At 62.1% G+C, this 25,043-nt stretch carries 23 protein-coding genes; 5 read left to right on the plus strand and 18 right to left on the minus strand.

Annotated elements, in window-relative coordinates; all coding sequences use genetic code 11:
* Positions 1-147: 147 nt before the first annotated feature.
* The 7 genes from ACRRNM_RS04680 to ACRRNM_RS04710 all read right to left on the minus strand — a co-directional run bounded on the left by ACRRNM_RS04680 (position 148) and on the right by ACRRNM_RS04710 (position 8,662).
* Complete coding sequence (locus tag ACRRNM_RS04680; protein ID WP_435627077.1) at positions 148-2,811, minus strand: FimV/HubP family polar landmark protein; 2,664 nt, start codon at positions 2,809-2,811, stop codon at positions 148-150.
* An 87-nt stretch (positions 2,812-2,898) separates the two neighbouring features.
* Positions 2,899-3,921: an aspartate-semialdehyde dehydrogenase gene (locus ACRRNM_RS04685; protein ID WP_435627078.1), complete on the minus strand. Its 1,023-nt coding sequence runs from the start codon at positions 3,919-3,921 to the stop codon at positions 2,899-2,901.
* A gap of 173 nt (positions 3,922-4,094) precedes the next feature.
* Positions 4,095-5,162 (minus strand): 3-isopropylmalate dehydrogenase, encoded by a 1,068-nt coding sequence (leuB, locus tag ACRRNM_RS04690; protein ID WP_435627079.1) that lies wholly within the window; start codon positions 5,160-5,162, stop codon positions 4,095-4,097.
* A gap of 104 nt (positions 5,163-5,266) precedes the next feature.
* Complete coding sequence (gene leuD, locus ACRRNM_RS04695; protein ID WP_435627080.1) at positions 5,267-5,911, minus strand: 3-isopropylmalate dehydratase small subunit; 645 nt, start codon at positions 5,909-5,911, stop codon at positions 5,267-5,269.
* On the minus strand, positions 5,911-6,030 hold the full coding sequence (locus ACRRNM_RS04700; RefSeq protein WP_435627081.1) for an entericidin A/B family lipoprotein: 120 nt from the start codon (positions 6,028-6,030) through the stop codon (positions 5,911-5,913). Before ACRRNM_RS04700 ends, leuD begins: the two co-directional genes overlap by 1 nt.
* A gap of 10 nt (positions 6,031-6,040) precedes the next feature.
* Complete coding sequence (leuC, locus tag ACRRNM_RS04705; protein ID WP_435627082.1) at positions 6,041-7,444, minus strand: 3-isopropylmalate dehydratase large subunit; 1,404 nt, start codon at positions 7,442-7,444, stop codon at positions 6,041-6,043.
* A 39-nt stretch (positions 7,445-7,483) separates the two neighbouring features.
* Positions 7,484-8,662: an MFS transporter gene (locus ACRRNM_RS04710; protein WP_435627083.1), complete on the minus strand. Its 1,179-nt coding sequence runs from the start codon at positions 8,660-8,662 to the stop codon at positions 7,484-7,486.
* Positions 8,663-8,701: 39 nt separating this feature from the next.
* Here ACRRNM_RS04710 and grpE point away from each other — a divergent pair, with 39 nt between their 5' ends.
* The 5 genes from grpE (at position 8,702) to ACRRNM_RS04735 (ending at position 13,759) form a co-directional block, all read left to right on the plus strand.
* The gene (grpE, locus tag ACRRNM_RS04715) at positions 8,702-9,304 is read left to right on the plus strand and encodes a nucleotide exchange factor GrpE (protein ID WP_435627084.1); all 603 of its coding nucleotides are present in this window, start codon (positions 8,702-8,704) and stop codon (positions 9,302-9,304) included.
* Between the two features lie 173 nt (positions 9,305-9,477).
* Complete coding sequence (gene dnaK / locus ACRRNM_RS04720; protein WP_435627085.1) at positions 9,478-11,421, plus strand: molecular chaperone DnaK; 1,944 nt, start codon at positions 9,478-9,480, stop codon at positions 11,419-11,421.
* 33 nt (positions 11,422-11,454) lie between these two features.
* Entirely contained in the window at positions 11,455-11,817 is a 363-nt protein-coding gene (locus ACRRNM_RS04725; RefSeq protein ID WP_435627086.1) for a four helix bundle protein, read from the plus strand.
* 36 nt (positions 11,818-11,853) lie between these two features.
* Positions 11,854-12,972: a molecular chaperone DnaJ gene (gene dnaJ, locus ACRRNM_RS04730; RefSeq protein WP_435627087.1), complete on the plus strand. Its 1,119-nt coding sequence runs from the start codon at positions 11,854-11,856 to the stop codon at positions 12,970-12,972.
* Between the two features lie 343 nt (positions 12,973-13,315).
* Positions 13,316-13,759, plus strand: coding sequence for a VOC family protein (locus tag ACRRNM_RS04735; RefSeq protein WP_435627088.1), 444 nt, complete (start codon positions 13,316-13,318; stop codon positions 13,757-13,759).
* Here the strand turns inward: ACRRNM_RS04735 and ACRRNM_RS04740 are convergent.
* The 11 genes from ACRRNM_RS04740 to ACRRNM_RS04790 all read right to left on the minus strand — a co-directional run bounded on the left by ACRRNM_RS04740 (position 13,751) and on the right by ACRRNM_RS04790 (position 25,023).
* A complete protein-coding gene (locus ACRRNM_RS04740) occupies positions 13,751-16,030 on the minus strand; it encodes a PAS domain S-box protein (RefSeq protein WP_435627089.1) in 2,280 nt (759 codons plus the stop codon). The genes ACRRNM_RS04735 and ACRRNM_RS04740 overlap by 9 nt on opposite strands.
* A complete protein-coding gene (locus ACRRNM_RS04745; RefSeq protein WP_435627090.1) occupies positions 16,027-16,476 on the minus strand; it encodes a response regulator in 450 nt (149 codons plus the stop codon). Before ACRRNM_RS04745 ends, ACRRNM_RS04740 begins: the two co-directional genes overlap by 4 nt.
* A complete protein-coding gene (locus ACRRNM_RS04750; RefSeq protein WP_435627091.1) occupies positions 16,476-18,860 on the minus strand; it encodes an ATP-binding protein in 2,385 nt (794 codons plus the stop codon). The genes ACRRNM_RS04745 and ACRRNM_RS04750 overlap by 1 nt, the downstream gene beginning before the upstream one ends.
* A complete protein-coding gene (locus ACRRNM_RS04755) occupies positions 18,857-20,104 on the minus strand; it encodes an ABC transporter substrate-binding protein (protein WP_435627092.1) in 1,248 nt (415 codons plus the stop codon). The genes ACRRNM_RS04750 and ACRRNM_RS04755 overlap by 4 nt, the downstream gene beginning before the upstream one ends.
* A 59-nt stretch (positions 20,105-20,163) precedes the next feature.
* Entirely contained in the window at positions 20,164-20,961 is a 798-nt protein-coding gene (locus ACRRNM_RS04760) for a dienelactone hydrolase family protein (RefSeq protein WP_435627093.1), read from the minus strand.
* Positions 20,962-21,104: 143 nt separating this feature from the next.
* On the minus strand, positions 21,105-21,932 hold the full coding sequence (locus tag ACRRNM_RS04765) for a 3',5'-cyclic-nucleotide phosphodiesterase (protein ID WP_435627094.1): 828 nt from the start codon (positions 21,930-21,932) through the stop codon (positions 21,105-21,107).
* Between the two features lie 153 nt (positions 21,933-22,085).
* Entirely contained in the window at positions 22,086-22,391 is a 306-nt protein-coding gene (locus tag ACRRNM_RS04770; RefSeq protein WP_435627095.1) for a DUF190 domain-containing protein, read from the minus strand.
* 10 nt (positions 22,392-22,401) lie between these two features.
* Positions 22,402-22,785, minus strand: coding sequence for a fluoride efflux transporter CrcB (crcB, locus tag ACRRNM_RS04775; RefSeq protein WP_435627096.1), 384 nt, complete (start codon positions 22,783-22,785; stop codon positions 22,402-22,404).
* 7 nt (positions 22,786-22,792) lie between these two features.
* Positions 22,793-23,107, minus strand: coding sequence for a hypothetical protein (locus ACRRNM_RS04780; RefSeq protein ID WP_435627097.1), 315 nt, complete (start codon positions 23,105-23,107; stop codon positions 22,793-22,795).
* 69 nt (positions 23,108-23,176) lie between these two features.
* Positions 23,177-24,460 (minus strand): hypothetical protein, encoded by a 1,284-nt coding sequence (locus ACRRNM_RS04785; protein WP_435627098.1) that lies wholly within the window; start codon positions 24,458-24,460, stop codon positions 23,177-23,179.
* Positions 24,457-25,023: a chalcone isomerase family protein gene (locus ACRRNM_RS04790; RefSeq protein ID WP_435627099.1), complete on the minus strand. Its 567-nt coding sequence runs from the start codon at positions 25,021-25,023 to the stop codon at positions 24,457-24,459. The genes ACRRNM_RS04785 and ACRRNM_RS04790 overlap by 4 nt, the downstream gene beginning before the upstream one ends.
* Positions 25,024-25,043 lie beyond the last annotated feature (20 nt).

A 25,043-nucleotide genomic window follows, 5' to 3' on the forward strand; every position in this document is an offset into this window, starting at 1 on the left:
GCACTGTTGGCCGCGTACCGCAGGGTTACCGGAATTTTCGGTGCAACCCGGTGTTCTTCTTCGTGGTGAAATGTTTTTCATATTCAACGGTTGCCCCAAAAGAAAACGGCAGCCCGGTAGCGGGCTGCCGTCGTCACGATGCCGTGATCAACCGATCTGGTCGAGCATGGACTGCGCTGCCTCACGCTGCCCCTCATCGCCCTCACGCAGAACCTCTTCGAGGATTTCCCGCGCGCCGGTCATGTCGCCCATTTCCTGATAGGCCTTGGCCAGATCGAGTTTGGTGGCAACCTCATGCCAATGCTCGTCCTTGCCTTCTGCAGCCGATTCGCCCAGCGTCCCGATGTCTTCCAGGTTCAGGCTGATGCCGGCAAAATCGGTTGCGGCGGGTTGCGCCGCGGGGGCAGGCTTCTCGGCTGGCGCCTCGATCGGGAAGTCCAGCGTGAATTCCATGCCGCCTTCGTCGGCCGCAGCGGCCTTGGCCGGCTCGGCCTCCGGCTGCGCCGCAGGCATCGAAGGATGGGTGGCGGTGACGTCGAAAACCAGGTCGTCCAGATTGGGCAGTGCGGCTTCCGTCTCTGCGCCAGCCGCAGGCATCGACGGGCTGGTCGAGGTGATGTCGAAATCCATCTCGGTCGGTGCGCTCATCGACGGGCTGGTGGAAGTCACATCGAAGTCCATCGCCTCGGATGCAGCAGCCAGCGAAGGACTGGTGGAAGTAATGTCGAAATCCATGGCTTCCGCCTGGGCCACTGCCTTCTCTTCGGTGGACAGTGTCGCTGTCTTCTCCGTGCCGCCCAGATCGAAATCCACTTCGGGAGCCGCCGTCCCGCCCAGATCGATATCTGGCATGGCGCTAAGCACCGTCGTTTGCATGGTTGCGCTGCCGTCATCCTCGATGGTTCCGGCACCGCCGTACATCGGATTGTTCGGCTCGAGCTTGCGCCCCATGGCCGCAGCCTGTTGCCAGGCCTCTTCATCGCCGGAATCCTTCAGCTGGCGTGCAATGGTCGAGAAGGAATTCACATCTTTGCGGTTTGCGTAGATGCCCAGCAGCTTGAGATGGATCTGGTGATTGTTCGGCGTGTTCTGCATTGCTTCCTTGAGGATTTCCTCCGCCTGCACATCGCGGCCGAAATTCAGGAACAGATCCGCTTCGCTGATCGGGTCCACCTCCTCCGAGGTGACAGCCGCCGCTGCGGCATGCTCCCCTGTGGTGCTGGTGAAATCGCCAGTCTCGGGAGAAGGCGCGGCCGGCGGGGTCAGGTGGCCGGTTATCGCACCGGCATCTTTGCTCGTCCCGCCTGGTGCAGCAGCCTGCCTGCGGCGGTTCAATATGAAGCCCAAGCCGCCAAGGCCAAGCAGAATCGCCGCGCCGCCGGCGAGATAAAGCGGATTGCCCAGAATCTCATCCGTCAGCGAGGGTTGCGGCACCACCACCGGCTGGGGCTTGGGTTTGGGCTTGGCAACAGGCGCCGGCTTGACTTCGCTGGCAGCAGCAACCGCGGAGGCAGTTGGGACTGCGGATGCGGCGGCGACTGCGGAAGCGGCAACCTGGGGAGCCACAGCCGAAGGTTGCGCCGCCAGCGCCGCGGCCTCGGATTTCAGTTGCGCGAGGCGTTGCATATCCTTGAGGTTCTTTTCCAGCAAGGCGGTGCGTGCCTGCTCTTCCTTCAGCGCCTTACCCTTTGCGATCACATCTTCCTGCTCGGCATTCTTCTTTTCCTGGGCAGTCATTTGCTTGCCTCCCGCAGCGGCGGCAGCCTTGTCTCCGGGAGCCTCACCCTTGGACAGTTTCAGCACTTCCTTGGCGGACTCCTTGGCAACCGGCGCCTTGTCGGCAACCGAACTAGCGATCTTGCCGGTGGCAACCTGCTGGGCTTCCTGAGGCTGGGCGGCGGCCGGAGCGGCAGCGGCCAGTTTTTGCCGGTAGGCATTCCAGTCGGCCGTCTGGGCGCGGATTTCCTTGGCTGCATCGGATTGCGCCACGCTCATCAGTTCGTTCTGGTCGGGCAAGCGCAGGATCTTGCCGGCCTTGATGCGGTTCATGTTCTTGCCGTCGAATTGGTCGGCATTGGCGCGGTACAGCGCGACCAGCATGCGCTCCAGACTGACTTCGGCCGGTTTGTTCTGCACCGCGACCTTGTGCAGCGTGTCGCCCTGCTTGACGGTAATATCGCCGGTCGCGACGACTGCCGGTTTCTGCTGCGGCGCGGCCTTAAGAACCTTTTCGTCCATCGGCGCGGTAGCGCGCATCGGCCTGGTTTCCTTCTCAACCGGGGCTGCGGGGGCCGGAGCCGGGACCGCAACTGCGGGAGCGGCTTGCTCAACCGGCTTGGCGGCAGCTTCCAGCGGCGCGGCCTGCACTGCCGGGGCGACAGCTTGCACTTCCGCAGGCTTGGGCTGTTCCGCGACGTAATCCGGCGGGTCGAGCAGGAAGGTGTATTCGCGCAACAGCTTGCCGGAGGCCCAGGTCAATTCGACCAGCAGGCTCACGAAGGGATCGTTGATCGGCTGCGCGCTGCTCACCCTGATATACGACTCGCCGTTCGCGCGGCTCTCGATCTGAAATTTGAATTTGTTGCCGAAAGGATATTCCAGCCCGGCACCCCGGTAGACGTCGGGTGATGCGAGGCGGGCAACCAGGCTGGCCTTGTCGGCCTTGCCGACCGCTACCAGTTCGACCTCGGCCTTCAGCGGCTGCCCCAGAGCGGATGCCACACTGATCCCGCCCATGCCGACGGCGGAAACATATGTGGACAGCATCAAACCAGCAAGAACCCCGAGCAGTTTCAGTAGTGACTTACGCACGCTATCACCTTATGGTTATTCGTTGAACAAGTAAAATAACATCATGGAGTTATAAGCACAAGCTCATAATGTTTTTTGCATGATGTCCTAATTGAGGTATTTTGCGATCAAAATCTCCGCAATCTGTACGCTGTTCAACGCCGCTCCCTTGCGCACATTGTCGCTTACCACCCACAGATTCAAGCCCAGCGGGCACGAAATATCCTCGCGGATGCGCCCGACGTAGGACGCGTCGTTGCCGGCCGCCTCGATCGGGGTCGGGTAACCGCCCGGTTCGCGCTTGTCCATGACGATCACGCCCGGCGCCTTTTCCAGCAGGGCGCGCGCCTCGGCGGCGGTGATCTTCTTTTTGGTCTCGATGTGCACCGCCTCGGAGTGCCCGTAGAACACCGGCACGCGCACCGCGGTCGCGTTCACCATGATGGTGTCGTCCTCCATGATCTTCTGGGTCTCCCACACCATCTTCATCTCTTCCTTGGTGTAGCCGTTTTCCATGAACACGTCGATCTGCGGCAGCACGTTGAAGGCGATGCGCTTCGGATAGACCTCGACCGCCACGTCCTGCTGGTTGAACAGCGCACGGGTCTGGCTGGCCAACTCCTCGATCGCCTCCTTGCCGGTGCCGGAGACCGCCTGGTAGGTCGCCACGTTGATGCGCGCGATGCCCACCGCGTCCTTGATCGGCTTGAGCGCGACCAGCATCTGGATGGTCGAACAGTTCGGGTTGGCGATGATGCCGCGGTTCTTGTATTGCGCAATGGCGTGCGGGTTCACTTCCGGCACCACCAGCGGAATATCGCGGTCGTAGCGGAAGTGCGCGGTGTTATCGATCACCACGCAGCCGGCGGCTGCGGCGAGCGGCGCATATTTTTCCGACACGCTGCCGCCCGCCGAGAACAGGCCGATCTGCGCCTTGGAGAAGTCGAAGCCTTCGACGTCGATGACGTCGAGCTCCTTGCCGTTGAAGCGCACCTTGGAACCCGCCGAACGGCTGGAAGCCAGCGGATAGAGATTGCGCACCGGAAACTTGCGCTGTTCCAGGATGGCCAGCATCGCCTCGCCCACCGCGCCGGTCGCGCCCAATATGCATACGTCGTATTGCTTGCTCATTTTTGTCTCTCTAGAAATTGAAACAACCTTCACCACGAAGAGCACGAAGGATTAACGATGGTCGACCCCATCAATCCGGATCACGCTTTACGATACGCATCAATCATGAATCCATCCCGGCCTGCGGACAGGCCAGGATTCTTCTTCATGAACTTCGTGGTTAAAAAATTACGTTACGACAACGCCGCAACCACCGCGTCGCCCATCGCCGCGCAGCCGATTTTTTGCATGCCGGCCTCGGCGATGTCGCCGGTGCGCAGCCCCTGCTGCAGCGTCTTGCGCACCGCGCCTTCGATGCGCTGCGCGATGTCTTCGCGCGCAAAAGTGTAGCGCATCATCATCGCCACCGACAGGATGGTCGCCAGCGGATTGGCGATATCCTTGCCCGCGATGTCCGGCGCCGAACCGTGGCATGGCTCATAGAGACCCTTGTTCTTCGCGTCCAGCGAGGCGGACGGCAGCATGCCGATCGAGCCGGTCAGCATCGAGGCCTCGTCGGAGAGGATGTCGCCGAAGATGTTGCCGGTCAGGATCACGTCGAACTGCTTGGGCGCGCGCACCAGCTGCATCGCTGCGTTGTCCACGTACATGTGCGACAGCGCGACCTCGGGGTATTCCTTCGCCACCTCGATGACGATCTCGCGCCAGAACATGCTGGTGTCGAGCACATTGGCCTTGTCCACCGAACACATCTTCTTATTTCGCTTCATCGCGATCTGGAAGCCGACATGCGCCACACGGCGGACTTCCGACTCGCTGTAGAGCATGGTGTCGAAGCCCTGCTGCTCGCCGTTGTCCAGCGTGCGGATGCCGCGCGGCTGGCCAAAGTAGATGTCGCCGGTGAGTTCGCGCAGGATCATGATGTCCAGCCCGGCGACCACTTCCGGCTTCAGGGTCGATGCATTGGCGAGCTCGGGGTATACCAGAGCGGGGCGCAGATTGGCGAACAGCCCTAGTCCCTTGCGGATGCGCAGCAGCCCCTGCTCCGGGCGCAGCGGGCGCGGCAGGTTGTCGTACTGGTAGCCGCCCACCGCGCCGAGCAGCACCGCGTCGGCTTCGTTTGCCAGCTTCTCGGTCGCGGGCGGATACGGATCGCCCGCCGCGTCGTAGCCCGCACCGCCGAGGTGCGCGTATTCCATCTCGATCTTCAGGCCGTCGCCACGCAACGCCTCCAGCACCTTCACCGCCTGCGCGACGATCTCCGGTCCGATCCCGTCACCGGGCAACACTGCAATTTTCATATTTCCTCTCAAATAATCCGTGAAAGGTGAAACGTGAAAGGTGATGTCCACCCGGCGCTACGCGCCACCCCCTGCCGGGAGGGTTACGTTTCACATTTCACTTTTCACATTTCACAAAAAAGCCACGGCTGCGCCGCACGATGCTTCGCCTCGAACGCCTTGATTTCGTCTACATGCTGCAAGGTCAGGCCGATGTCGTCCAGGCCGTTCAGCAGGCAATGCTTGCGGTGGGCGTCCACCTCGAAACCGTACACCTTGCCGTCCGGCGTCGTGATGCTCTGCCGTTCCAGGTCGATCTTCAACTTGTAGCCAGGCGCCGCTTCCACCGCCTTGAACAGACCGTCCACGATCTGCGCGTCGAGCCTGATCGGCAGCATGCCGTTCTTGAAGCAATTGTTGAAGAAGATGTCGGCGAAACTCGGCGCGATGATGGCATGGAAACCGTAGTCTTCCAGCGCCCAGGGCGCGTGCTCGCGCGAGCTGCCGCAGCCGAAATTTTCGCGCGCCAGCAGGATTTGTGCGCCTTGGTAGCGCGGCTGGTTCAGCACGAAATCGGGGTTCAACGGGCGCTTGCTGTTGTCCATGCCAGGTTCGCCATGATCCAGGTAGCGCCATTCGTCGAACGCATTCGGTCCGAAACCGGAGCGCTTGATCGACTTCAGGAATTGTTTGGGGATGATCGCGTCGGTATCGACGTTGGCGCGATCCAGCGGCGCGACCAGTCCATCAAGCAGGGTAAATTTACGCATTATTTGTTCGCCGCCTTTTCCAGCTTCGCTCCACCCTTCTGGATATCCTTGCCCAGGCCTTCCATGGTATTGCAGCCAACCAGCATCAGCGCTGCCAGAAACAATGCAACCACTCTCATCGCCATCTCCTCACTCAAGAATACTTACATCGACAAAATGACCGGCAATCGCCGCCGCCGCGGCCATCTCCGGGCTTACCAGATGAGTGCGCCCGCCCTGCCCCTGGCGCCCCTCGAAGTTGCGGTTGGAAGTCGAGGCACAGCGCTCGCCCGGCTCCAGCCGGTCGTCGTTCATCGCCAGACACATCGAGCAGCCCGGATCGCGCCACTCGAAGCCTGCCTCGGTGAATATCTTGTCCAGTCCCTCTTTTTCGGCCTGTGCCTTCACCAGGCCGGAGCCCGGCACCACCATCGCCAGCTTCACATTCGGTGCAACCTTTTTGCCCCTGGCTACCGCCGCCGCGGCGCGCAAATCCTCGATGCGCCCGTTGGTGCAGGAGCCGATGAACATCTTGTCGATCGCGATCTCGGTGACCGGCGTGTTCGCCTTCAGCCCCATGTAGTCCAGTGCACGCTGCCAGTCGTGGCGCTTCGTTTCATTCGGCGCGGAAGCTGGATCGGGCACGCGCCCGTCGATGGCCACCACCATCTCCGGCGAGGTGCCCCAGGTCACTTGCGGGCGGATACTCGCGGCATCCAGCTCCACCACCGCGTCGAACTGCGCGCCCGCGTCGGAATGCAGTGTGCGCCAGTAGGCCACCGCCTGGTCCCATGCCGCGCCCTGCGGCGCGAACGGCCGCCCCTTGATGTAATCGATGGTCGTGTCGTCCACCGCGATCATGCCGGCGCGCGCACCCGCCTCGATCGCCATGTTGCACAGCGTCATGCGCCCTTCCATCGAAAGATTGCGGATCGCACCACCGGCGAACTCGATCGCATAGCCGGTGCCACCCGCCGTGCCGATCTTGCCGACCACCGCCAGCGCGATGTCCTTCGCAGTCACACCACGGCCCAGCGTACCCTCCACCTTCACCAGCATGGCCTTCGATTTCTTCGCGACCAGGCACTGCGTCGCCATCACGTGCTCGACCTCGCTGGTGCCGATGCCATGCGCGAGCGCCGCGAACGCGCCGTGCGTGCTGGTATGCGAATCACCGCACACCACCGTCATGCCCGGCAGGGTCGCGCCCTGCTCCGGGCCGATCACGTGCACGATGCCCTGGCGGATGTCGTTCATCCCGAATTCGGTCACGCCAAACTCGGCGCAGTTCGCGTCCAGCGTCTCCACCTGGAGGCGCGAGATCGGGTCGGCGATGCCCGCCGCGCGGTTGGTGGTCGGCACGTTGTGATCCGGCACCGCCAGCATGGATGCGGTGCGCCACGGCTTGCGGTGCGCAAGCTTCAAACCCTCGAATGCCTGCGGACTGGTCACCTCGTGCACCAGTTGGCGGTCGATATAAATCAGCGCGGTGCCGTCGGCTTCCTGCCGCACCACGTGTGAATCCCATAGTTTGTCGTATAAAGTTTTGCTCATTGCTGTTCCCGTTTGAGCCTGTGATTATGCCACAGCCGCTTAGTTCTCCGCCACGTTGCGCAGCTTCCACCACATCAGCAGCATGCCGCCCAAGGCCATGGCCGCACTGAAGGAATACAACACGCTAGGGCCGTAGTGCTGCCAGATCGGGCCGCTCGCGAGCCCGCCCAGCATGCCGCCCGCGCCGTAGGTCACGCTGCCGAACAGCGCCTGCCCCTTGGACTGGTGCCGCCCGCGGAAGAACTCGTGCACCAGCCCGACCGAGGCGGCGTGGTAGGCGCCGAAGGTCGCGGCATGCAGCGCCTGGGCGATGAGGATGAGCAACAGCAAATCGACCGCCCAGCCGATCAGCATGAAGCGCAACACCGCCGCCGCGAGGCTGAACAGCAGGATGCGCATGAAACCGTAGCGCCGCGTCAGCCAGGGCATCAGGAAAAATACGCCGATCTCGCAGATCACGCCGAGCGCCCACAGCCCGCCCACCGCGCTCTTGGCGTAGCCGTGCTCGACGAGGTAGATCGAGAAGAAGGTGTAGTACGGCCCGTGCGCGACGGACATCAGGAAGCACGCGCCGAACAGCGCCAGCACGCGCGGCTGCAGCACGATGTTGCGGATCGACTGGCTGTCGGTGTGGTGCGCGAGCACTTCGGTGGGCGGAATCTGGCGCGCGAAGAGCAGGATGCCCAGCTCGCAGACCACCCCTGCCCACAGCAGCCACGCGATGGCGATGTAGTCGAAGGCATAGCCCAGCCCCACCACCGAGACGATGAAGCCGATCGAGCCCCAGGAGCGGATGCGCCCGTAATGGGCGGTGTTCTTGCCGAGCCAGGTCAGCGTGGTCGCCTCCACCAGCGGCATCGACGCGCTCCAGAAGAAGCTCATCAGCCCCAGCACCAGCAGCATGCCCCAGAAGCTGGTGGTGGCGAACACCCCGAGATAGAACACCGCGCTGAGCGATGCCGCCGCGACCACCACTTCCCTGCGCTTGCCCGAGCGGTCGGCCAGCCAGCCCCATACGTTTGGCGCGATCATGCGCATCACCGGCTGCACCGACATCAGGATGGCGATCTCGATGGCGTCGAAGTGGATCGATTTGAGATACAGGCTCCAGTAGGGCGCGAACATCCCCACGAAGGCGTAGTAGAAGAAATAAAAGCCGGCGATGCGCCAGTGGTAGTTCCTGGTGGTGTGCATGGTTTCGAGGTATCCGAACGGCATGCATTATCCCATGCCGCAAAAATAATTTTGCCGCCGCCCTTGAAAACGCCAGCTTCACCCCAACTTCCTGCGAGTCGCAAACAGGAGAGGCCAATGGAACAGCAGGAAAATACCCCGAAAATCGAACAACAGCAGGCCGCCCCGGCCGCGGAGTCCGCCGCGGCAAACGCACCTGAGATCATGCCCAGCCTGGAGGAGATGCTCAAGGAGGCCGAGCGCAAGGCGCAGGAGCATTACGACGCATGGATGTACGCCAAGGCCGAGGGCGAGAATATCCGCCGCCGCGCGGCCGATGACGTCATCAAGGCGCAGAAATTCGCCGTGGAGCGCTTTTCCAATGAAATGCTCGCGGTGAAAGACAGCCTCGAAGCGGGACTGGCGGTCACAACGCAGAACGTGGAAAGCTTCAAGAGCGGCATGGAACTGACCCTGAAACAGCTTTCCAGCGTGTTTGAGAAGTTCAACATCGCCGAGATCAACCCGGTCGGCGAGAAACTCGACCCGCACAAGCACCAGGCGATCGGCATGGTGGAGAGCGACCTGCCGACCAACACCGTGGTCAGCGTGATGCAGAAAGGCTACGCGCTGAACGAGCGGGTGCTGCGCCCGGCGCTGGTGATGGTTTCGAAAGGCAAGGAATAAACCTGGGAAGGGTTAAGGGGGAAGTGAGAAGGGCAAACCCGGCTCATTTAATCCGGAGAGGCGTTTTCACCCTTCCCCCTTCCCCAACAAAGCTCTTGAAATAACCGCCCCCGCCCCCATCTCAGGCGGCAAGGCAGCATCCGACTCACGCATTCAACTGAAAGGAAAGCATCATGGGAAAAATCATCGGTATTGACCTCGGCACGACCAACTCCTGCGTGGCGATCATGGAAAACGGCAAGCCCAAGGTGATCGAAAACGCCGAGGGCGCGCGCACCACGCCTTCGATCATCGCCTACATGGAAGACGGCGAAGTGCTGGTCGGCGCGGCAGCCAAGCGCCAGGCCGTGACCAACCCGAAGAACACGCTGTACGGCGTGAAGCGCCTGATCGGTCGCCGCTTCGAAGAAAAGATGGTACAGAAGGACATCGGCATGGTTCCCTACAACATCGTCAAGGCCAAGAACGGCGATGCATGGATCAAGGTGCGCGACAAGGAAATTTCCGCACCGGAAATTTCTGCGCAAGTGCTGGCGAAGATGAAGAAAACCGCCGAGGATTACCTGGGCGAGCCGGTCACCGAAGCGGTCATCACCGTGCCGGCCTATTTCAACGACAGCCAGCGCCAGGCCACCAAGGATGCCGGGCGCATCGCCGGGCTGGAAGTGAAGCGCATCATCAACGAGCCGACCGCGGCCGCGCTGGCCTTCGGCCTGGACAAGCAGGAAGGCGACCGCAAGATCGCGGTGTATGACTTGGGCGGCGGCACGTTCGACATCTCCATCATCGATATCGCCGAGATCGAAGGCGAGCACCAGTTCGAGGTGATGTCCACCAACGGCGACACCTTCCTCGGCGGCGAAGACTTCGACATGCGCGTGATCGAGTTTCTGGTGGAAGAATTCAAGAAGGAAAGCGGTATCGACCTGAAGAAGGACATGCTCGCGCTGCAACGCCTGAAGGACGCGGCGGAAAAGGCCAAGATCGAGCTGTCTTCCGCACAGCAGACCGAGGTGAACCTGCCTTACATCACGGCGGATGCGAGCGGCCCGAAACACCTGGCCGTGAAGATCACCCGTGCCAAGCTGGAAAGTCTGGTCGATGACCTGATCGCGCGCACCATCGAGCCATGCAGGATCGCGATGAAGGATGCGGGCGTATCCAATTCCGACATCGCCGACGTGATCCTGGTCGGCGGCCAGACACGTATGCCGATGGTTCAGGAGAAAGTGAAGGAATTTTTCGGCAGAGATCCGCGCAAGGACGTGAACCCGGACGAAGCCGTTGCGGTCGGTGCGGCGATCCAGGGCGGCGTGCTGCAAGGCGAGGTCAAAGACGTGCTGCTGCTGGACGTGACCCCGCTGAGCCTGGGTATCGAGACCATGGGCGGCGTGATGACCAAGCTGATCAAGAAGAACACCACGATCCCGACCAAGGCATCCCAGGTGTTCTCCACCGCCGACGACAACCAGAACGCAGTGACCATCCACGTGCTGCAAGGTGAACGCGAGATAGTTTCCGGCAACAAGAGCCTCGGGCAGTTCAACCTGTCCGACATCCCGCCCGCGCCGCGCGGCATGCCGCAGATCGAAGTGACTTTCGACATCGACGCGAACGGTATCCTGCACGTATCGGCGAAAGACAAGGCGACCGGCAAGGAGAACAAGATCAAGATCCAGGCCAGCTCCGGCTTGAGTGAAGCTGAGATCGAACGCATGGTGCAGGATGCCGAAGCGCATGCCGAAGACGATCGCAAGGCGCTGGAACTGGTGACCGCACGCAATCAGCTCGACGCGCTGATCCACTCCACGAACAAGTCGATGAAGGAATACGGTGAGCAACTGACCGCAGATGAAAAATCAGCCATCGAAGCTGCCGTGAAGGAAGCCGAGGAAGTGGTGAAAGGCGACGACAAGGAAGCCATCGAAGCCAGGACCGAAGCGCTCGCGACCGCTGCACAGAAGCTCGGCGAGAAGATGTACGCCGCCGAACAGGCCAAGGCGCAGGGCGCGGAAGGCTGCGGAACCTGCGGCCCCGGCGAAACCTGCTCCGACCCGAAGAAGGACGAAGGCGACGTGGTGGATGCGGAATATACCGAGGTGAAGGACAAGAAGTAGCGGCGAGAAGGGATAAGAGAGAAGGGGAAGGGTGTGAAGCGCGGGCACCGCAACTTGAAGGCTTGGCAGCAAGCCATGGAGTTGGTGACCGCGATTTACACTACAACCTCTTCTTTCCCCGCGCAGGAAAAATTTGGATTATCCAGCCAGCTGCAATGTGCAGCTGTTTCTGTTCCGGCTAACATCGCAGAAGGATTTGCCCGCAATGGAACAAAGGAGTTACTGCACTTTTCAAGCATCTCCGCTGGCTCGTTATCCGAATTGGATACATTGATCGAACTTGCCGCAAGATTGGGTTACCTGAATAACGCAGAGGAGTTGAACGGAAAAGTGGATGAAGTCTCGGGATTGTTGATGGGGTTGCCGGCATCGATCAAGCGCCGTGCCACCTCGTAACCCTTCCCCCTTCCCCCTTCTCCCTTCCCATATTGAATGAGCAAAAAAGACTACTACGAAGTCCTCGGCGTCAACCGCGACGCTTCGGACGAAGAAATCAAGAAGGCTTATCGCAAGCTGGCGATGAAGCACCACCCCGACCGCAACCCTGACAACCCGAAGGCGGAGGAGCACTTCAAGGAAGCCAAGGAAGCCTACGAGACGCTCTCCGACGGGCAGAAGCGCGCGGCCTACGACCAGTACGGCCATGCGGCGTTCGAGGCGGGCGGCATGGGCGGCGGCGCGGGCGGCGCGGCGGGCTTCGACTTTTCCGATATCTTCGGCGATATCTTCGGCGGCGGACGCGGAGGCGGCGGGCGCAGCAATGTGCACCGCGGCGCCGACCTGCGCTACAACATGGAAATCACGCTGGAACAGGCCGCACGCGGTACCGAGACGCAGATACGCGTGCCGACCATGGCGGAATGCGAGACCTGCAAGGGCAGCGGCGCCAAGCCCGGCACCAGTCCGACCACCTGCAGCACCTGCGGCGGAATGGGCCAGGTGCGCATGCAGCAGGGCTTCTTCTCCATCCAGCAAACCTGCCCGCGCTGCCACGGCAGCGGCAAGATCGTCACCTCGCCGTGCAAGGACTGCAGCGGCAACGGGCGCATCAAACAGCACAAGACGCTGTCGGTGAAAATTCCGGCGGGCGTGGATAACGACGACCGTATCCGCCTGTCCGGCGAGGGCGAGCACGGCGTGAACGGCGGGCCGCCCGGTGACTTGTACGTGGTGATCCACATCAAGCCACACGCGGTGTTCCAGCGCGACCACAACGACCTGCATTGCGAAATGCCGATCAGCTTCAGCACCGCCGCGCTGGGTGGCGAAATCGAAATCCCCACACTGGACGGCGCGGCGCGCATCAAAATCCCGCCCGAAACGCAAAGCGGCAAGCAATTCCGCCTGCGCGGCAAGGGCATCAAGGGCGTGCGAAGCTCGACCTACGGAGACCTGCACTGCCACGTCATCGTGGAAACGCCGGTGAACCTGACCGAACGGCAGAAGGAACTGCTGCGCGAGTTTGAAGCGATCAACGCAACCGACAGCGGGCACCACAACCCGCGCGCAAAATCCTGGATGGACAAAGTAAAAGACTTCTTTGGCCAATAGGCCAAGAAGTTTTTTACTTTGCGGCGTAGGCTAACTTGCGCAGCAAGTTAAGCTGCCCAACGGGCAGCGGCCGGAACCACAAAGTGAAGGATTTCTTAGGCCAGTAGACCGGGAAGTCCTTGACCTTGCGGCGCATGCTAACATGAGCGCAGCGAATGTTAAGGGCGCAAGCCCGGCCGAAACCACAAGGTGATATAGCAAAATTCCGTTCGGGCTGAGCCTGTCGAAGCCCATCCCGAACTTCTGTGATAGCCCATTCACCCTTCGACAGGCTCAGGGCGAACGGGCTTTAAATTTCATCTAGCTGTCAAACAGGGCTCAGGCCCCAGTAAAGGAGGCAACCATGCAAATCAAAACCCTCGGCCATGTGGTGCTCAAGGTGCGCAGCCTGGAACGTTCGGTTGCCTTCTACCGCGATCTCCTCGGCATGAAGGAAGTCGCGCGTTTACGGGACACGATGGTGTTTTTCTCACTAGGGCAAAGCCACCACGATCTCGCGCTGCTGCAAGTCGGCACACAGGCCGAATTGCCCGGCCCGCACAGCCTCGGCCTGTACCACGTCGCCTTCAAGGTCGGCGATACGCTCGAAGAATTGCGTGAGTGCAAGGCACATCTGGAGCGGCATGGCGTCGCCATCCGCGGCAGCAGCGACCATGGCGTAAGCCAGTCTCTTTACATCGAGGATCCGGACGGCATCGAGATCGAGTTGTACGTGGATGCCGATCCCGCGCTGTGGCGCGACAATCCGGCCGCGGTAATGACCATCCGGCCGCTGAAGCTAGACTGAAGCGTGCGCCGGCGCAGCCCCGGCCATCCCGGACAGCAACTCGTTGAGCGCCTTGAACGTTACCGGTTTGACTAGGAAATGATCGCAGCCGGACGCCCGCGCCTGCGCCCTGATTGCACTGTCGGCATAGCCGGTCACCGCCACCAGGCACAAGCTGTACCCCTCCGGCAGTTGCCGCAACCGTTGCGCGGTCTCGAAACCGTCCATCCCCTTGAGACCGATATCCAGCAGCACGACCTGCGGCCGGAATTCCGGAACCTGTTCCAGCGCCACCTGCCCGCTTTCGGCGATGCGCACCTCATGCCCTTCCATCTCCAGTAGCACGGCGGTGCTGTCGGCCACGGCAGGATCGTCTTCCACCAGCAGCACCCGCATGCCGACAGCAAAGCCGTGCCGGCTTGCAGGCTCGGGCACATGAAGCGGTGCAGACATGACTCTGGCCGGCAGCCGGACGGTGAAGGTCGAACCCTGACCGGGTCCCGCGCTGTACACCTCCACTCGTCCGCCGTGCATTCCAACCAGGCGCTGCACCAGCGTGAGGCCGATACCCAGCCCGCCCTGGGCGCGGTCCAGCTTGCGCTCGTCCTGCTGGAACATGTCGAACACACGGGGCTGCAGTTCCGCCCTGATGCCCATGCCGCTGTCGCGCACGCTGATCTCGATTTCCGGCCCGGCCATGCGCGCGGCAAACTCGATCCGGCCGCCATCCGGGGTGTATTTGATGGCATTGTCCAGCAGGTTGAACAGCACCTGTGACAGGCGCACCGGGTCGCCATCCATCTGCACTGCCTCCTCGGGCAGCCGCACCGTCAACTCATGCCCATTGCTCTCGGCAAGGGGGCGGGCGGCCTGCATGACCTGCTCGGCCAGCGCGGCAAACTCGATGGTTTCCCACTTGAGCAGAATCTTGCCGCGGGCAATGCGCGAGACGTCCAGCAGATCGTCCACCAGGCGGGCGAGGTGTGCCACCTGCCTCTCGATGGTTTCCTGCGCCCATTTGATCCTCGGCTCCGCCAGTTCCAGCCGGCCAATGACATGGGCGGCGTTGCGGATCGGTGCGAGCGGGTTGCGCAGTTCGTGGGCCAGCATGGCGAGGAATTCGTCCTTGTGCCGGTCTGCATCAACCAGCGCCTGCTCGACCCGCTTGCGTTCGGTGACATCGCGACTCGAAGCATAAATGAAGTTCTGCCCTTCCAGCCTCACCCCGGATGAGCTGATTTCGACATCGAACAGCGTGCCGTCCTTGCGGTAGTACTGTGTCTCGAAAATGGCGCCACAGCCGACGATATCCCTGAATCGCGCCCTGAACTCCTCGACCGATAACGGCCTCTCCCAGTCGGCCACGTTGAGGCTGCCTATTTCCTCCTGTGTGTAGCCCAGCATGCGGCAGAAGGCGTCGTTAGCCGCCATGATGTTGCCCTGCATGTCCATCACGTGGATGCCATCCATGGAGGTCTGCATCAGCGCCTGGTTGCGCAGCAGCAGCGTCTCGGTTTCCCGCTGGGCCCGCTTCCGTTCGGTAATGTCGCGGCTCAGGGCAAAAAAGAAATCCTGCCCGTCCATCTCCACGTGGGAGGCGCTGATCTCGACATTGATCAGCGTGCCGTCCTTGCGGCAGTGCAACGTCTCGAATACGGCGCTCTGGCCGACAATCTCCTTGAAGCGCGCCAGCAGTTCCTCGGCCGTCCACTGCGCATCCCAGTCGGCCACATTGAGGCCGGCAGCTTCTTCCTGGCTGTAACCCAGCATGCGGCAGAAGGCGTCGTTGGCCTCCACGATATTGCCCTGGCCGTCCATCACATGGATGCCATCCGCGGAGTTTTGCATCAATATCCGGTTGCGGTGCAGCAGCCTTTCCGTTTCCTGCATCAGCCTCCGGTTCTGCTCGCGCTGCGCATGCGACGCCATGACCCGCTCGATCACCCCGGGCAACAGCCGCAAGTATTGCCCCGCGGTGTCCTTCACGAGGTAATCGGAAGCGCCGAGCTTCATCACCTCGACGGCCACCGATTCGCTGCCCTCCCCGGTCAGCATGATGAGGGGGGCGGGCGGGCCGGAACATCCGGCAAGCACCTTGACCAGGCTGAGTCCGTCGAGATCGGGCAGGTTGTAATCCAGCAGGATCACGTCCGGCCTGTGGTCGGCCATGCATATGAATCCATCCTTCGCCGATGACGCCATCACGAAGCGGCAGTCAACATCCTTGAGCGCGCGCCGGTAGAGGCGCCGATCGTCTTCGCTGTCGTCGATGACGAGGATGGTTGCGGTCATTTGTTCTTGGGCAGGATGGAGACGTTGAACCAGAAATCGGTGAGACGCGCGACCGACTGGATGAACCCGACCAGATCCACGGGTTTCTGCACATAGGAATTCGCGCCCGCGGCATAGCATTGCTCGATGTCCTGCTCGGCATTGGAGGTGGTCAGGACGATGACGGGGATCTTCTGCAGATCCGGGTCGGCCTTGATCATGCCCAGCACTTCCCTGCCGTCTGTACCCGGCAGGTTCAGGTCAAGCAGGATGATGCTCGGCCGGGGCGCCTTGCCGTTGCCGGAGAATTCCCCGCGCCGGAGCAGGTAGTCCATCGCCTGGTCGCCGTTGGTGCAGCGCCGCACAGGATTGACCAGGTTGGCCTTCTTGAAGGCGCGCACCGTAGCCAGATAATCGTCGTCGCTGTCCTCGACGATCAGGATGTATTGAGATTTCATTCCAGCCATTATGCATCCTCGCTCAAAGTAAAATAAAACGTGGTGCCTTCCCCGGGGGTGGAATCCAGCCAGATGCGACCGCCGTGAAGCTCGATGATTTTCTTGGTGATTGTAAGGCCGGCTCCGGTCCCGCCGCCATACTTGTTTTGCTCGTGCAGCCGCTTGAAGATCCGGAACACGGTTTCCTGATGATGGGGCTGGATACCGATGCCATTGTCGCGCACGTAAAAAACCGGGACGGGGCCGCTCCGGTCGCAGCCGACCTCTATCCATTTCAATGGCTTGTCGTTGTATTTTGCCGCGTTGGAAATCAGGTTCTGGAACACCTCACCGATGCGGGTGGCATCACCCTTGACAACGCCCAGCCTGCCATTGCGGCGCAACTCGATCCCCATTCCTCCATGCGAATCAGAGCTCCAAAAACGGCTCAAGTCTTCCGCCACGGCGTCGACCACCGCATCGACATCGACCGGAACCCTGGCAAGCTCCGTGCTGCCCAGACGAGAATAGGCCAGCAGGCGGTCGATCAGGGCGGATAGGCGCTCGGCCAGCCGCTGGATGCTGCTGATGTATTGCCCCGCTTCCCCATCCAGCCGGTCGCCGTAGTCTTCCTTGAGGAAGCTGGTGTAGTTGTGGATGCCGCGCAGCGGCTCCTTGAGATCGTGCGCGGCGATGTAGGTGAATTCATCCAGTGCCTTGTTGGTAGCCTGCAGCAACGCTATGGACTCCGCTATCTGCGCTTCGGCCTGCTTGCGCTCGGTGATGTCCTGATTGACGACAACTGCGCCGCTGATGCTCCCATCGCTCCTGCGCAGCGGCAGGGCGGAGTTGAGAATGGTCTTATGCGTGCCGTCGAGGCACTCGATCTCGATTTCCTCCTCGATGGAAGTTTCGCCCTTTGCGATAGCGCGCGCCTGCGCCCATTCATGGGGTTCTATCGGTTGATTATTGCCCAGCCACCAGCCCTTGCGTTCCCCGAACTGCCCGGCTCCCAAGTCGTGTGCCCCACCCCAGATTTTTCGTCCGGCAGTGTTTTCGAAGATGATTATCCCTTCTGCGTTAATGATCCAGACCCCCACCGGCAGAAGTTTCATGACCGAGGTCAGCAGCTCTTCGTTCTCCCGCAAGGCCGCTTCGATCAGTTCACGCTCGATGATCTCCTCCTGCAACTGCTCGTTGCTTACATTCAGCTCACGGGTGCGCTCCTCGACACGGTCTTCCAGCGTGCGGTACAGCGACTGCAGGTTTCCGGCCATGTGATTGAAGGCGCGCCCCAGCACGCCGATCTCGCCCAGACCGGACTCGGCGACGCGCCTGTCCAGATCGCCCCGCGCCACCGCATCGGCAGTCTGCGCAAAACCCTTGAGCGGCACGACCAGCCGCCGCCCGAAATACAGCGCGATAACACCGGCCAGCAGCACCAGCGCGAGCAGGATCTGCAGCAGGATCTGCCGCTGGCGGTAAATGGGCGCAAAAGCCTCGTCGGCATCCATCTTGACCACCATCCCCCAGCGCAACTCCGGCACGTAGCGCCAGGCGGCGACCACCTGCCGGCTGCTGTAGTCGGTTTCTATCCCGCCGCCATGCCGCCCGAGCAGGGCATTACGCATCGGGATGTTTGCCGTCTTCATGTCTATCCTGCGCTTCATGGCCGCCTCCGGGTCATGCCGGAGCGGCGCGACGAACAGGGCTTCGTCGGGGCCCGTCAGTCTGGCGAGCAGCGTCTCCCCGGTCGCGCCCAGCCCGCTGGCGTCCATCGCCACGCGGTAGACGTTCTCGGTGCTGAGCTGGAAAGCGATCACGCCGTGGAATGCGCCGTTGTAGATAATGGGGGCGGAAATAAATGCCGCCGGAGCGCCGGAAGGGGTGTAAGTCTCGAAGCCGGAGAAGTTGCTCTCGAAGGTCAGGCTGGATTCGCGGAACGCCCTGGCCAGCTGCGAATCGCGGTGTGACCCGTGGAGCAGGTTGGTGGCGAAGTCCGCCTCGTGCTTGTCGCTGTAGATGATCTCGCCCTGCGGCGTGATCAGGAGGATGTCGTAAAACAGTGCGCTCTCATCGATATACGGAGAAAAGCGCCCGCGGAACTGCCGGTCCGCCTTGAGATACTCCGGAGAGTCCGGCCCGTGTTGCGCGTAGGCGCGCGACAGGGTGCCCATGGCCTGCTCCATCAGGGTGCTGCGCGCCAGCATCTGGGCGTTCTGGGCGCGCTCGGCGAGATAGACCTTGATCTCCATGGTCTTCTTGTCCACCAGGCGCGACATGCGCGCCTGCGTCTCGGTGCGCAGCGCGGTCTCGTTCTGCTGCAGGCTCAGGTAACCGAACAGCAGCAGCGGCAGGAGTGCTACGGCGATGAACCACAGCACCAGGTGATGGGTAAGCGAGGTGAATCTCATGGCGCGCTTCCCATCAGGCTTTTCTGTTCCGCGAGCCATTCCTGGCGGCTGCGGTAGAACGGGAACGGCGCCGGGTGCACGGCGTCTTCGGATTGCCAGACGATGTCGAATTGCCCATCCGGGCGCGCTTTGCCGATGCGCACGGTCTTCCACAGGTGCCCGGTGTTGAAGTCCACCGCGACGATGCCTTCGGGGGCGGACATGCTCTGTTGCGCGAGGACGTTTTTCACCGGAGCCAGGTCCGTCGTGCCGGCGCTACGCACGCTGTCCGCCCACAGCATCGCGCCGATGTAGGAGGCTTCCATCGGGTCGTCGAGCACGCGCCCCTTGCCGAAACGCTGCCTGAAGCGCGCGATGAAGGCCTTGTTTTCTGCGCTGTCCACGCCCTGGAAGTAGTTCCAGGCGGCGTAGTGCCCCGCGATCAGTCCGGGTTCCATCGCCGCGAGTTCAACTTCGGCGATGCTGGTGGAGAAGACGGGGATTTTTTCCGCGTCGATGCCGGCCTCCTTGAGGGCGCGGAAGAAGTACCGGTTGCTGTCGCCGTTGAGGGTGTTGAGGATGAAGTCGGGACGCCTTGCGGCAATTTCGTTCACCGCGGCCGCCATGTCGCTCGCACCCAGCGGTTGGTAGCGTTCGCCCGTCAGTTGTCCGCCTTGGGCGAGCAGGACGTCCTTGACCATGCGGTTGACGGTGCGCGGGAAGACGTAGTCCGAGCCGATGAGGTAGTAGCGCTTGCCGTATTGCCGCAGCGCCCAGAGCGCCATCGGGATGATTTGCTGGTTAGGCACGGCGCCGGTGTAGACGATGTCGGGGGATTGTTCGAGACCTTCGTACTGCAGGGGGTAGAACAGGAGGTGGTGATGCTTTTCGACGACGGGTTTGACGGCCTTGCGGCAGTTCGATGTCCAGCAGCCGAACAGGGCCTGCACCTTGTCCTGCGCGATGAGTTTTTCGGCCTGCTCCGCGCAATAGGCATCGTCCGAGCGGCAGTCGGCGACGATCATCTCGACCGGCCGTCCGTTGAGTCCACCGGTCTGGTTGGCTTCTTCGACGGCGAGCCGGATGGCGTCAACCAGGGGGGCTTCGCTCGCCGCCATGGTGCCGGTCAGCGAGTGCGGCACACCGATCTTGATGGGGGGTTTGGCGCGTCCGTACTGGTCGTACAGCAGCAGGCCGGCCAGCAGGACGGCGGCCAGCAGGATGATGGCCGGCAGTTTGGATCTTTTGCTAAGCAGGTTTTGCATAAACGATCCCGGCCCGCCTTGAATATGCCCGATTGGAAATTATATGGGACTTTCCGGAATCAGTGCATGCCGAACGTCTCACGCAGGAATGACGTGGCTTGCCGCCATGAATCGCGGTCGGCGGCGGCATCGTAGGCCAGCGGCAGGTTGAATTTCCGCCCCAGTTCATCCGCATCGGGGTTGGTGAAACTATGCTTTACGCCGGGATAGGTGACCACGCGGAAGTCCGCCCCCGCGCTTTCCATCTCCTTCCTGAAGGCGGCGACCGCATCCGCGGGGATCATCGGGTCGGCCTCGCCGGTGAAGGAAATGATGCGCGCCCTGACCTTGCCGGGCTGCGCGGGACTGTCGGTGCCGAGCGAACCGTGGAAACTCGCCACGCCTCTCAGGTTCACCCCGGCACGCGCCATATTGAGCACCACGCCGCCGCCGAAACAGTAGCCGATCGCCGCGATCCGTTCGGGATCGACGGTTTTCTGTTTGCGCAGCAAGCGCATGCCCGCTTCGAAGCGCGCCTTGGCGAGCGGCATGTTCTTCGCCACCTCCGTCGCAAACTTGCCCGCGTCGTCCGGATGGTTGGCCTGTTTGCCGCCGCCGTACATGTCCACCGCCAGCGCGGTGTAGCCCAGCCCGGCCAGCATGTCAGCGCGCTTGCGCGCATAGGCGTTGTGTCCCCACCACTCGTGCACCACCAGCACCGCGGGACGCTTGCCCTTCACGGCATCGTCCCAGGCGAGATAGCCCTTGAGAACCGTGCCGTCCGCGCGATAGCTCACCTCCTTGCCCTGCACCGCGGCCTGCGCCGCGGGAACAACGGTCAGGCAAAACAGCGAAACCAGCATCATGATTTGCTTCATGGCATCCTCCCTGTTGTAGACAATCGATCAAAAAAGCACTTCACCACGAAGGTCACGAAGATTCCTGCGGCGCAACATTTCCCGGTGACTTTCGTTCTTCTTCGTGCTCTTCGTGTCCTTCGTGGTTCAAAGCCTTTGCAAGATCAAAAAACGAACTCTTGCCCCTGCTGCAACTGCTGCGGCCGGAATGCGCCGCAGGTGGCCATGACTTCCGCCATGGTGCTCTCTTCCCTACCCGGTTCCATGTGAGAGATGAACAGTTGCACCGGGCGCTGCAGGCGCGCTAGGCCGCGCGCGAGGAGTCCGGCGGTGAAGTGCCCGGACTTCGCGGCGGCGGTTTGGATGGCATCGAGGAAGGTCGTTTCGACCATCAGGTAGTGCAGGTTTTCGATGCGGTTCAGCGCCGCCCAGAATTCCTCGCAATCGGTGGTGTCGCCGCTGTAGACGAAGCTCGCGGCGCCGCTGTCCACGCAATACCCCACGGCCGGCACCGCATGGCGCGCGGGCAGCGTCGTGATGCGCCGCCCGCCGAGCTGCAGCGTGGTGCCGACCGTCAGCGGAAAGAAGCGGATGTAGGGATGGTCCGCGCTCGGCAAGACGGTGTAGTCCGGCCACAGTTCGCCGTTGAGCATGTGCTGCCTCAGTGCGGTAATGGTCTGCGGCAGGGCATGGACGTTCAGCGGACGCTGGCGCAGAAAGGCGGCGGCATCCGCGAGCAGCGGCAGGAAGCCGCTGTGGTCGAGGTGCGCGTGGGTGAGGAAGACATGTTCGAGGAGCGCCATACGCTCCAGCGTGAGGTCGCCCGCGCCGCTGCCCGCATCGATCAGGATGTCGTCGTCGAGCAGCAGCGAGACGGTGCGCCGCACCCCGCCGATCCCGCCACAACAGCCCAGCACAGTCAGGCGCATCGCAGCCTCCCTGAAAACCGGATTATCGATACCGGCGGCAACGCCGGCATTATTGATCGGCACGAATAGAAATTACATTCCGTTCGACCTGAGCCTGTCGAAGGCCATGCAGCCATTCATGTTTCGACGAGCTCAACACGAACGGCTTCATGCTCTATTCGTGCGGCACAGTTAAGCAATCACTACAGGGCCGATAGGCCGATGGCCAACCGGACGTTAAACGATTCCGGACTCGACCTTGCTGCGCACATAGAAGATGTTGAGGCTCTGCGAGTGCACCCGCTGCAACATCTGTTCGGCGAGCTTGTCGTCCACGATGAACTCAACCTGCACCGCCAGTTCCCCGGCCAGCTCGAAGAAAGTCTCCTCGCGCAGTCTGCCGTGCCGTCCGAACCCGGCGATGGCGCGGAATGCCGAGCCGCCGAGGATGCCGAGTTCCCTGGCCTCTTCCAGCAGCCACTCATAGAGAGGCTCGCCGGAATGGAGCTGTTTTTCGGTGACATAGAAAGTAAGCTGATTCATCGTCGTTCTCCTAATTTTGAAGCCACTTGAAAGTCTGTATACCCAGCACCGTCATCAGCAGCGAACCGCCGAGATGCGCCGCGATGATGGCCGTGCCCCACGCATACTGCCCGCGCAGCAGCAGGGTGACGGTCTCCGCCGAAAAGGTGGAAAAAGTGGTCAGCCCGCCGAGGAAACCGGTGATGACGAGCAGCCGCCATTCCGGCGACAGCGTCGGGTGCTGGACGAAGAAGGCGATCGCGAGCCCGATCAGGTAGCCGCCGATGAGGTTGGCCGCGAGTGTGCCGAGCGGCAGCTCCGGCAGCGCCGGGTTGAACCACAGCCCCAGGCCCCAGCGCAGCCATGCGCCGACGGCCGCGCCGATCCCCACCGAGAGAAATGCGTAGAGCGCCATGTTCCGCTTATTGTTTCCAGGCCTTGTCGAACGCGGCTTGCGCCTTGTCGTGCTGCTTCCTGCTTTCGAGGTAGCGTTTTTCCGACTGCGTGGCCTTCTTGCGCTCCGCCTCCAGTTGGCCCTTCAGCCGCGCCACTTCCTTCTCGATCGCCGCGAGGCGCTTCGCATCCGCATCGCGCTCCGCCTCGGCGGCCTTCATCTCGTCCTGCGCGAGCCGCAGCGCGGTCTGCGCGGTGGACACGTCCCTCGCCAGCGCCGTAGCCGAGAGGCCGGACAGGAGAAGCGCGAATGCGCCAGTCAACAGCAGTTTGTTGCGAAACATGACTACTCCTTCAAAGAGGTATGTTGCAAACCCCAGAAGCCGTTTTAAAAATCCGCGGGGGAGGAGATTCTACTCCACCACGCGCACTACTGCGAAGCCGCCGCCCGGTGTGCGGAAGTTGGTGGTCTGTCCCTGGTAGAGGCGCGCCACGACGAGCTGCACCCGCCTATCGTAAACGTAGCAGCGCACATCGCACTTGAGCGGCTGCGGCTCCGCCCCCTCGACGCAGACCATGCGCTCGCCGGGTGCTGCCATGCGCTGCGCGACGTAGCCGCCCCGCATGATCTCCTCGAACACCCGCTTGGTGAGCTTCGCGCCGCTGTAGCTGCCCTTGCTGCCGTAGCCCGCGGCGGGCTTGAAGAACCAATGCTTGCGCTCCTGCCACCAACGGTCATGGTCCGCCGCCTGCACCAGCCGGGTCTGCGGCACGCCCGCCAGCAGCGTGGCGATGTCGGCCTCGCTCGCGCCGAGCGCGCGCAGGCCTTCCGCACCGGTCAGCCGCGCCAGCTTGCGCTTGTCGGCGTAGCGCGCATAGTGCGCGGGGCCGGGCGTCACGACTGCGCCACCCTCCAGATACGCCTGCCGCAGCGCGGGATATTTCTGCAGGGAAAAATCCGTCAGGCGGTTGTACACCAGGTCGATCTTCTGCTCGCCAAGATAGAGTTCATTCCCGCGCAGTTGCAGCGCGGACGGGTCGGCGATGCAGGCCATGATCCCGGCGCGCCCGAACATCTTCTGCGCGAGCAGGAATTCGGGATACAGGTACTGCGCCTCCGGCTGCTCGTCCACGATGGCGACAGCCTGCAGCGGCACACCGCTGCGCGCCAGCCGCCACTCGTTGCGGAACATCGCGAGGAACACATCATTCAGAGAAACATCCGTTTGCCCTGAGATATCGAAGGGTGAACTCTCATGCTTCGATACGCTTGGCGTACCCTGTGCTGAGTCTGGCGAAGCATCAGCATGAACGGGAAGTATTGCCTCGCGCTGGCTGTCGAGCAGCAGCGCATTCAGGAGCCCGCCGCCCGCGTTGCTGTTGATCTCGATGAGATGCGCGCCGTCGCTGTTGAGGTGGAAGTCGTAGCCGTAGAACACGCCAAGTGCAGAATCCGGCGCGGAGCTTTGCTCCCACCCCGGCAGCCTCACCACCCGCTCCACCGCCTCGATCACTGCGCGCATCTGCCGCATCTGCGCAGCCGTGACGAACACCGCCACATCGGCGAACAGGTGCGGGCAGCGCTCCGTCACCAGGTCATACCACGCCTCGCCTTCGCCCTGCATCGCGCGCCGTAGCGCGGCTCGGTCCAGCGTGGCAGCATGACAATCCGCGTTAAGCCGTTCCGCCTCGCTCATCGTCCACCCAACAGTTTCTGCTTGAGGTCGGCCTGTGCCGGCTTGTCGCCGAGCCAGACTTTCAGCAACGCGCCGTAGAACTGCGCACCGCCGACTATACCCTTCGGGACGCCGTTCACGCTGACCTGCGTGCCGCTGCCCGGCAGATAGTCCAGCGTCACGACATCGCCTTTCTCGATTTCATCGATCGCGCGAAAGATCGCCGCGAATTCCTTGAGCGGCCTCTCCAATGCGCTCAATTCAGCGGGGGTGTGATTGGCAGCAATGGCATTGTTCAGCGCGCTGAACAGGTGATCGGCGCTGATGCCGATCAAAAGGTGCAGCGCCATGCGCTTTTCGCCGCCGTCAGCCTGCACCGCCGCCCAACTGACGCTTTTCCCCGGCAGGTAAAGCGCCGCGATGTACAGGTCGAGAAAGAACCTGCTGCGCACCCCGGCACCATTAAGTTGCAGATCGCGGCTGCCGAGATGCACGCTGTCCGGCAGTTTCACGCCGTCCACCTCGGCGGCTCGCGCGTACGCGCACAGGCAGAGCAACAACATGCCCAGCCATAATTTTCGCATCAGGATTTTTCCTTGAATCA

This window comes from Ferrigenium straubiae (genome assembly GCF_051257895.1).
Classification (GTDB): domain Bacteria; phylum Pseudomonadota; class Gammaproteobacteria; order Burkholderiales; family Gallionellaceae; genus Gallionella; species Gallionella straubiae.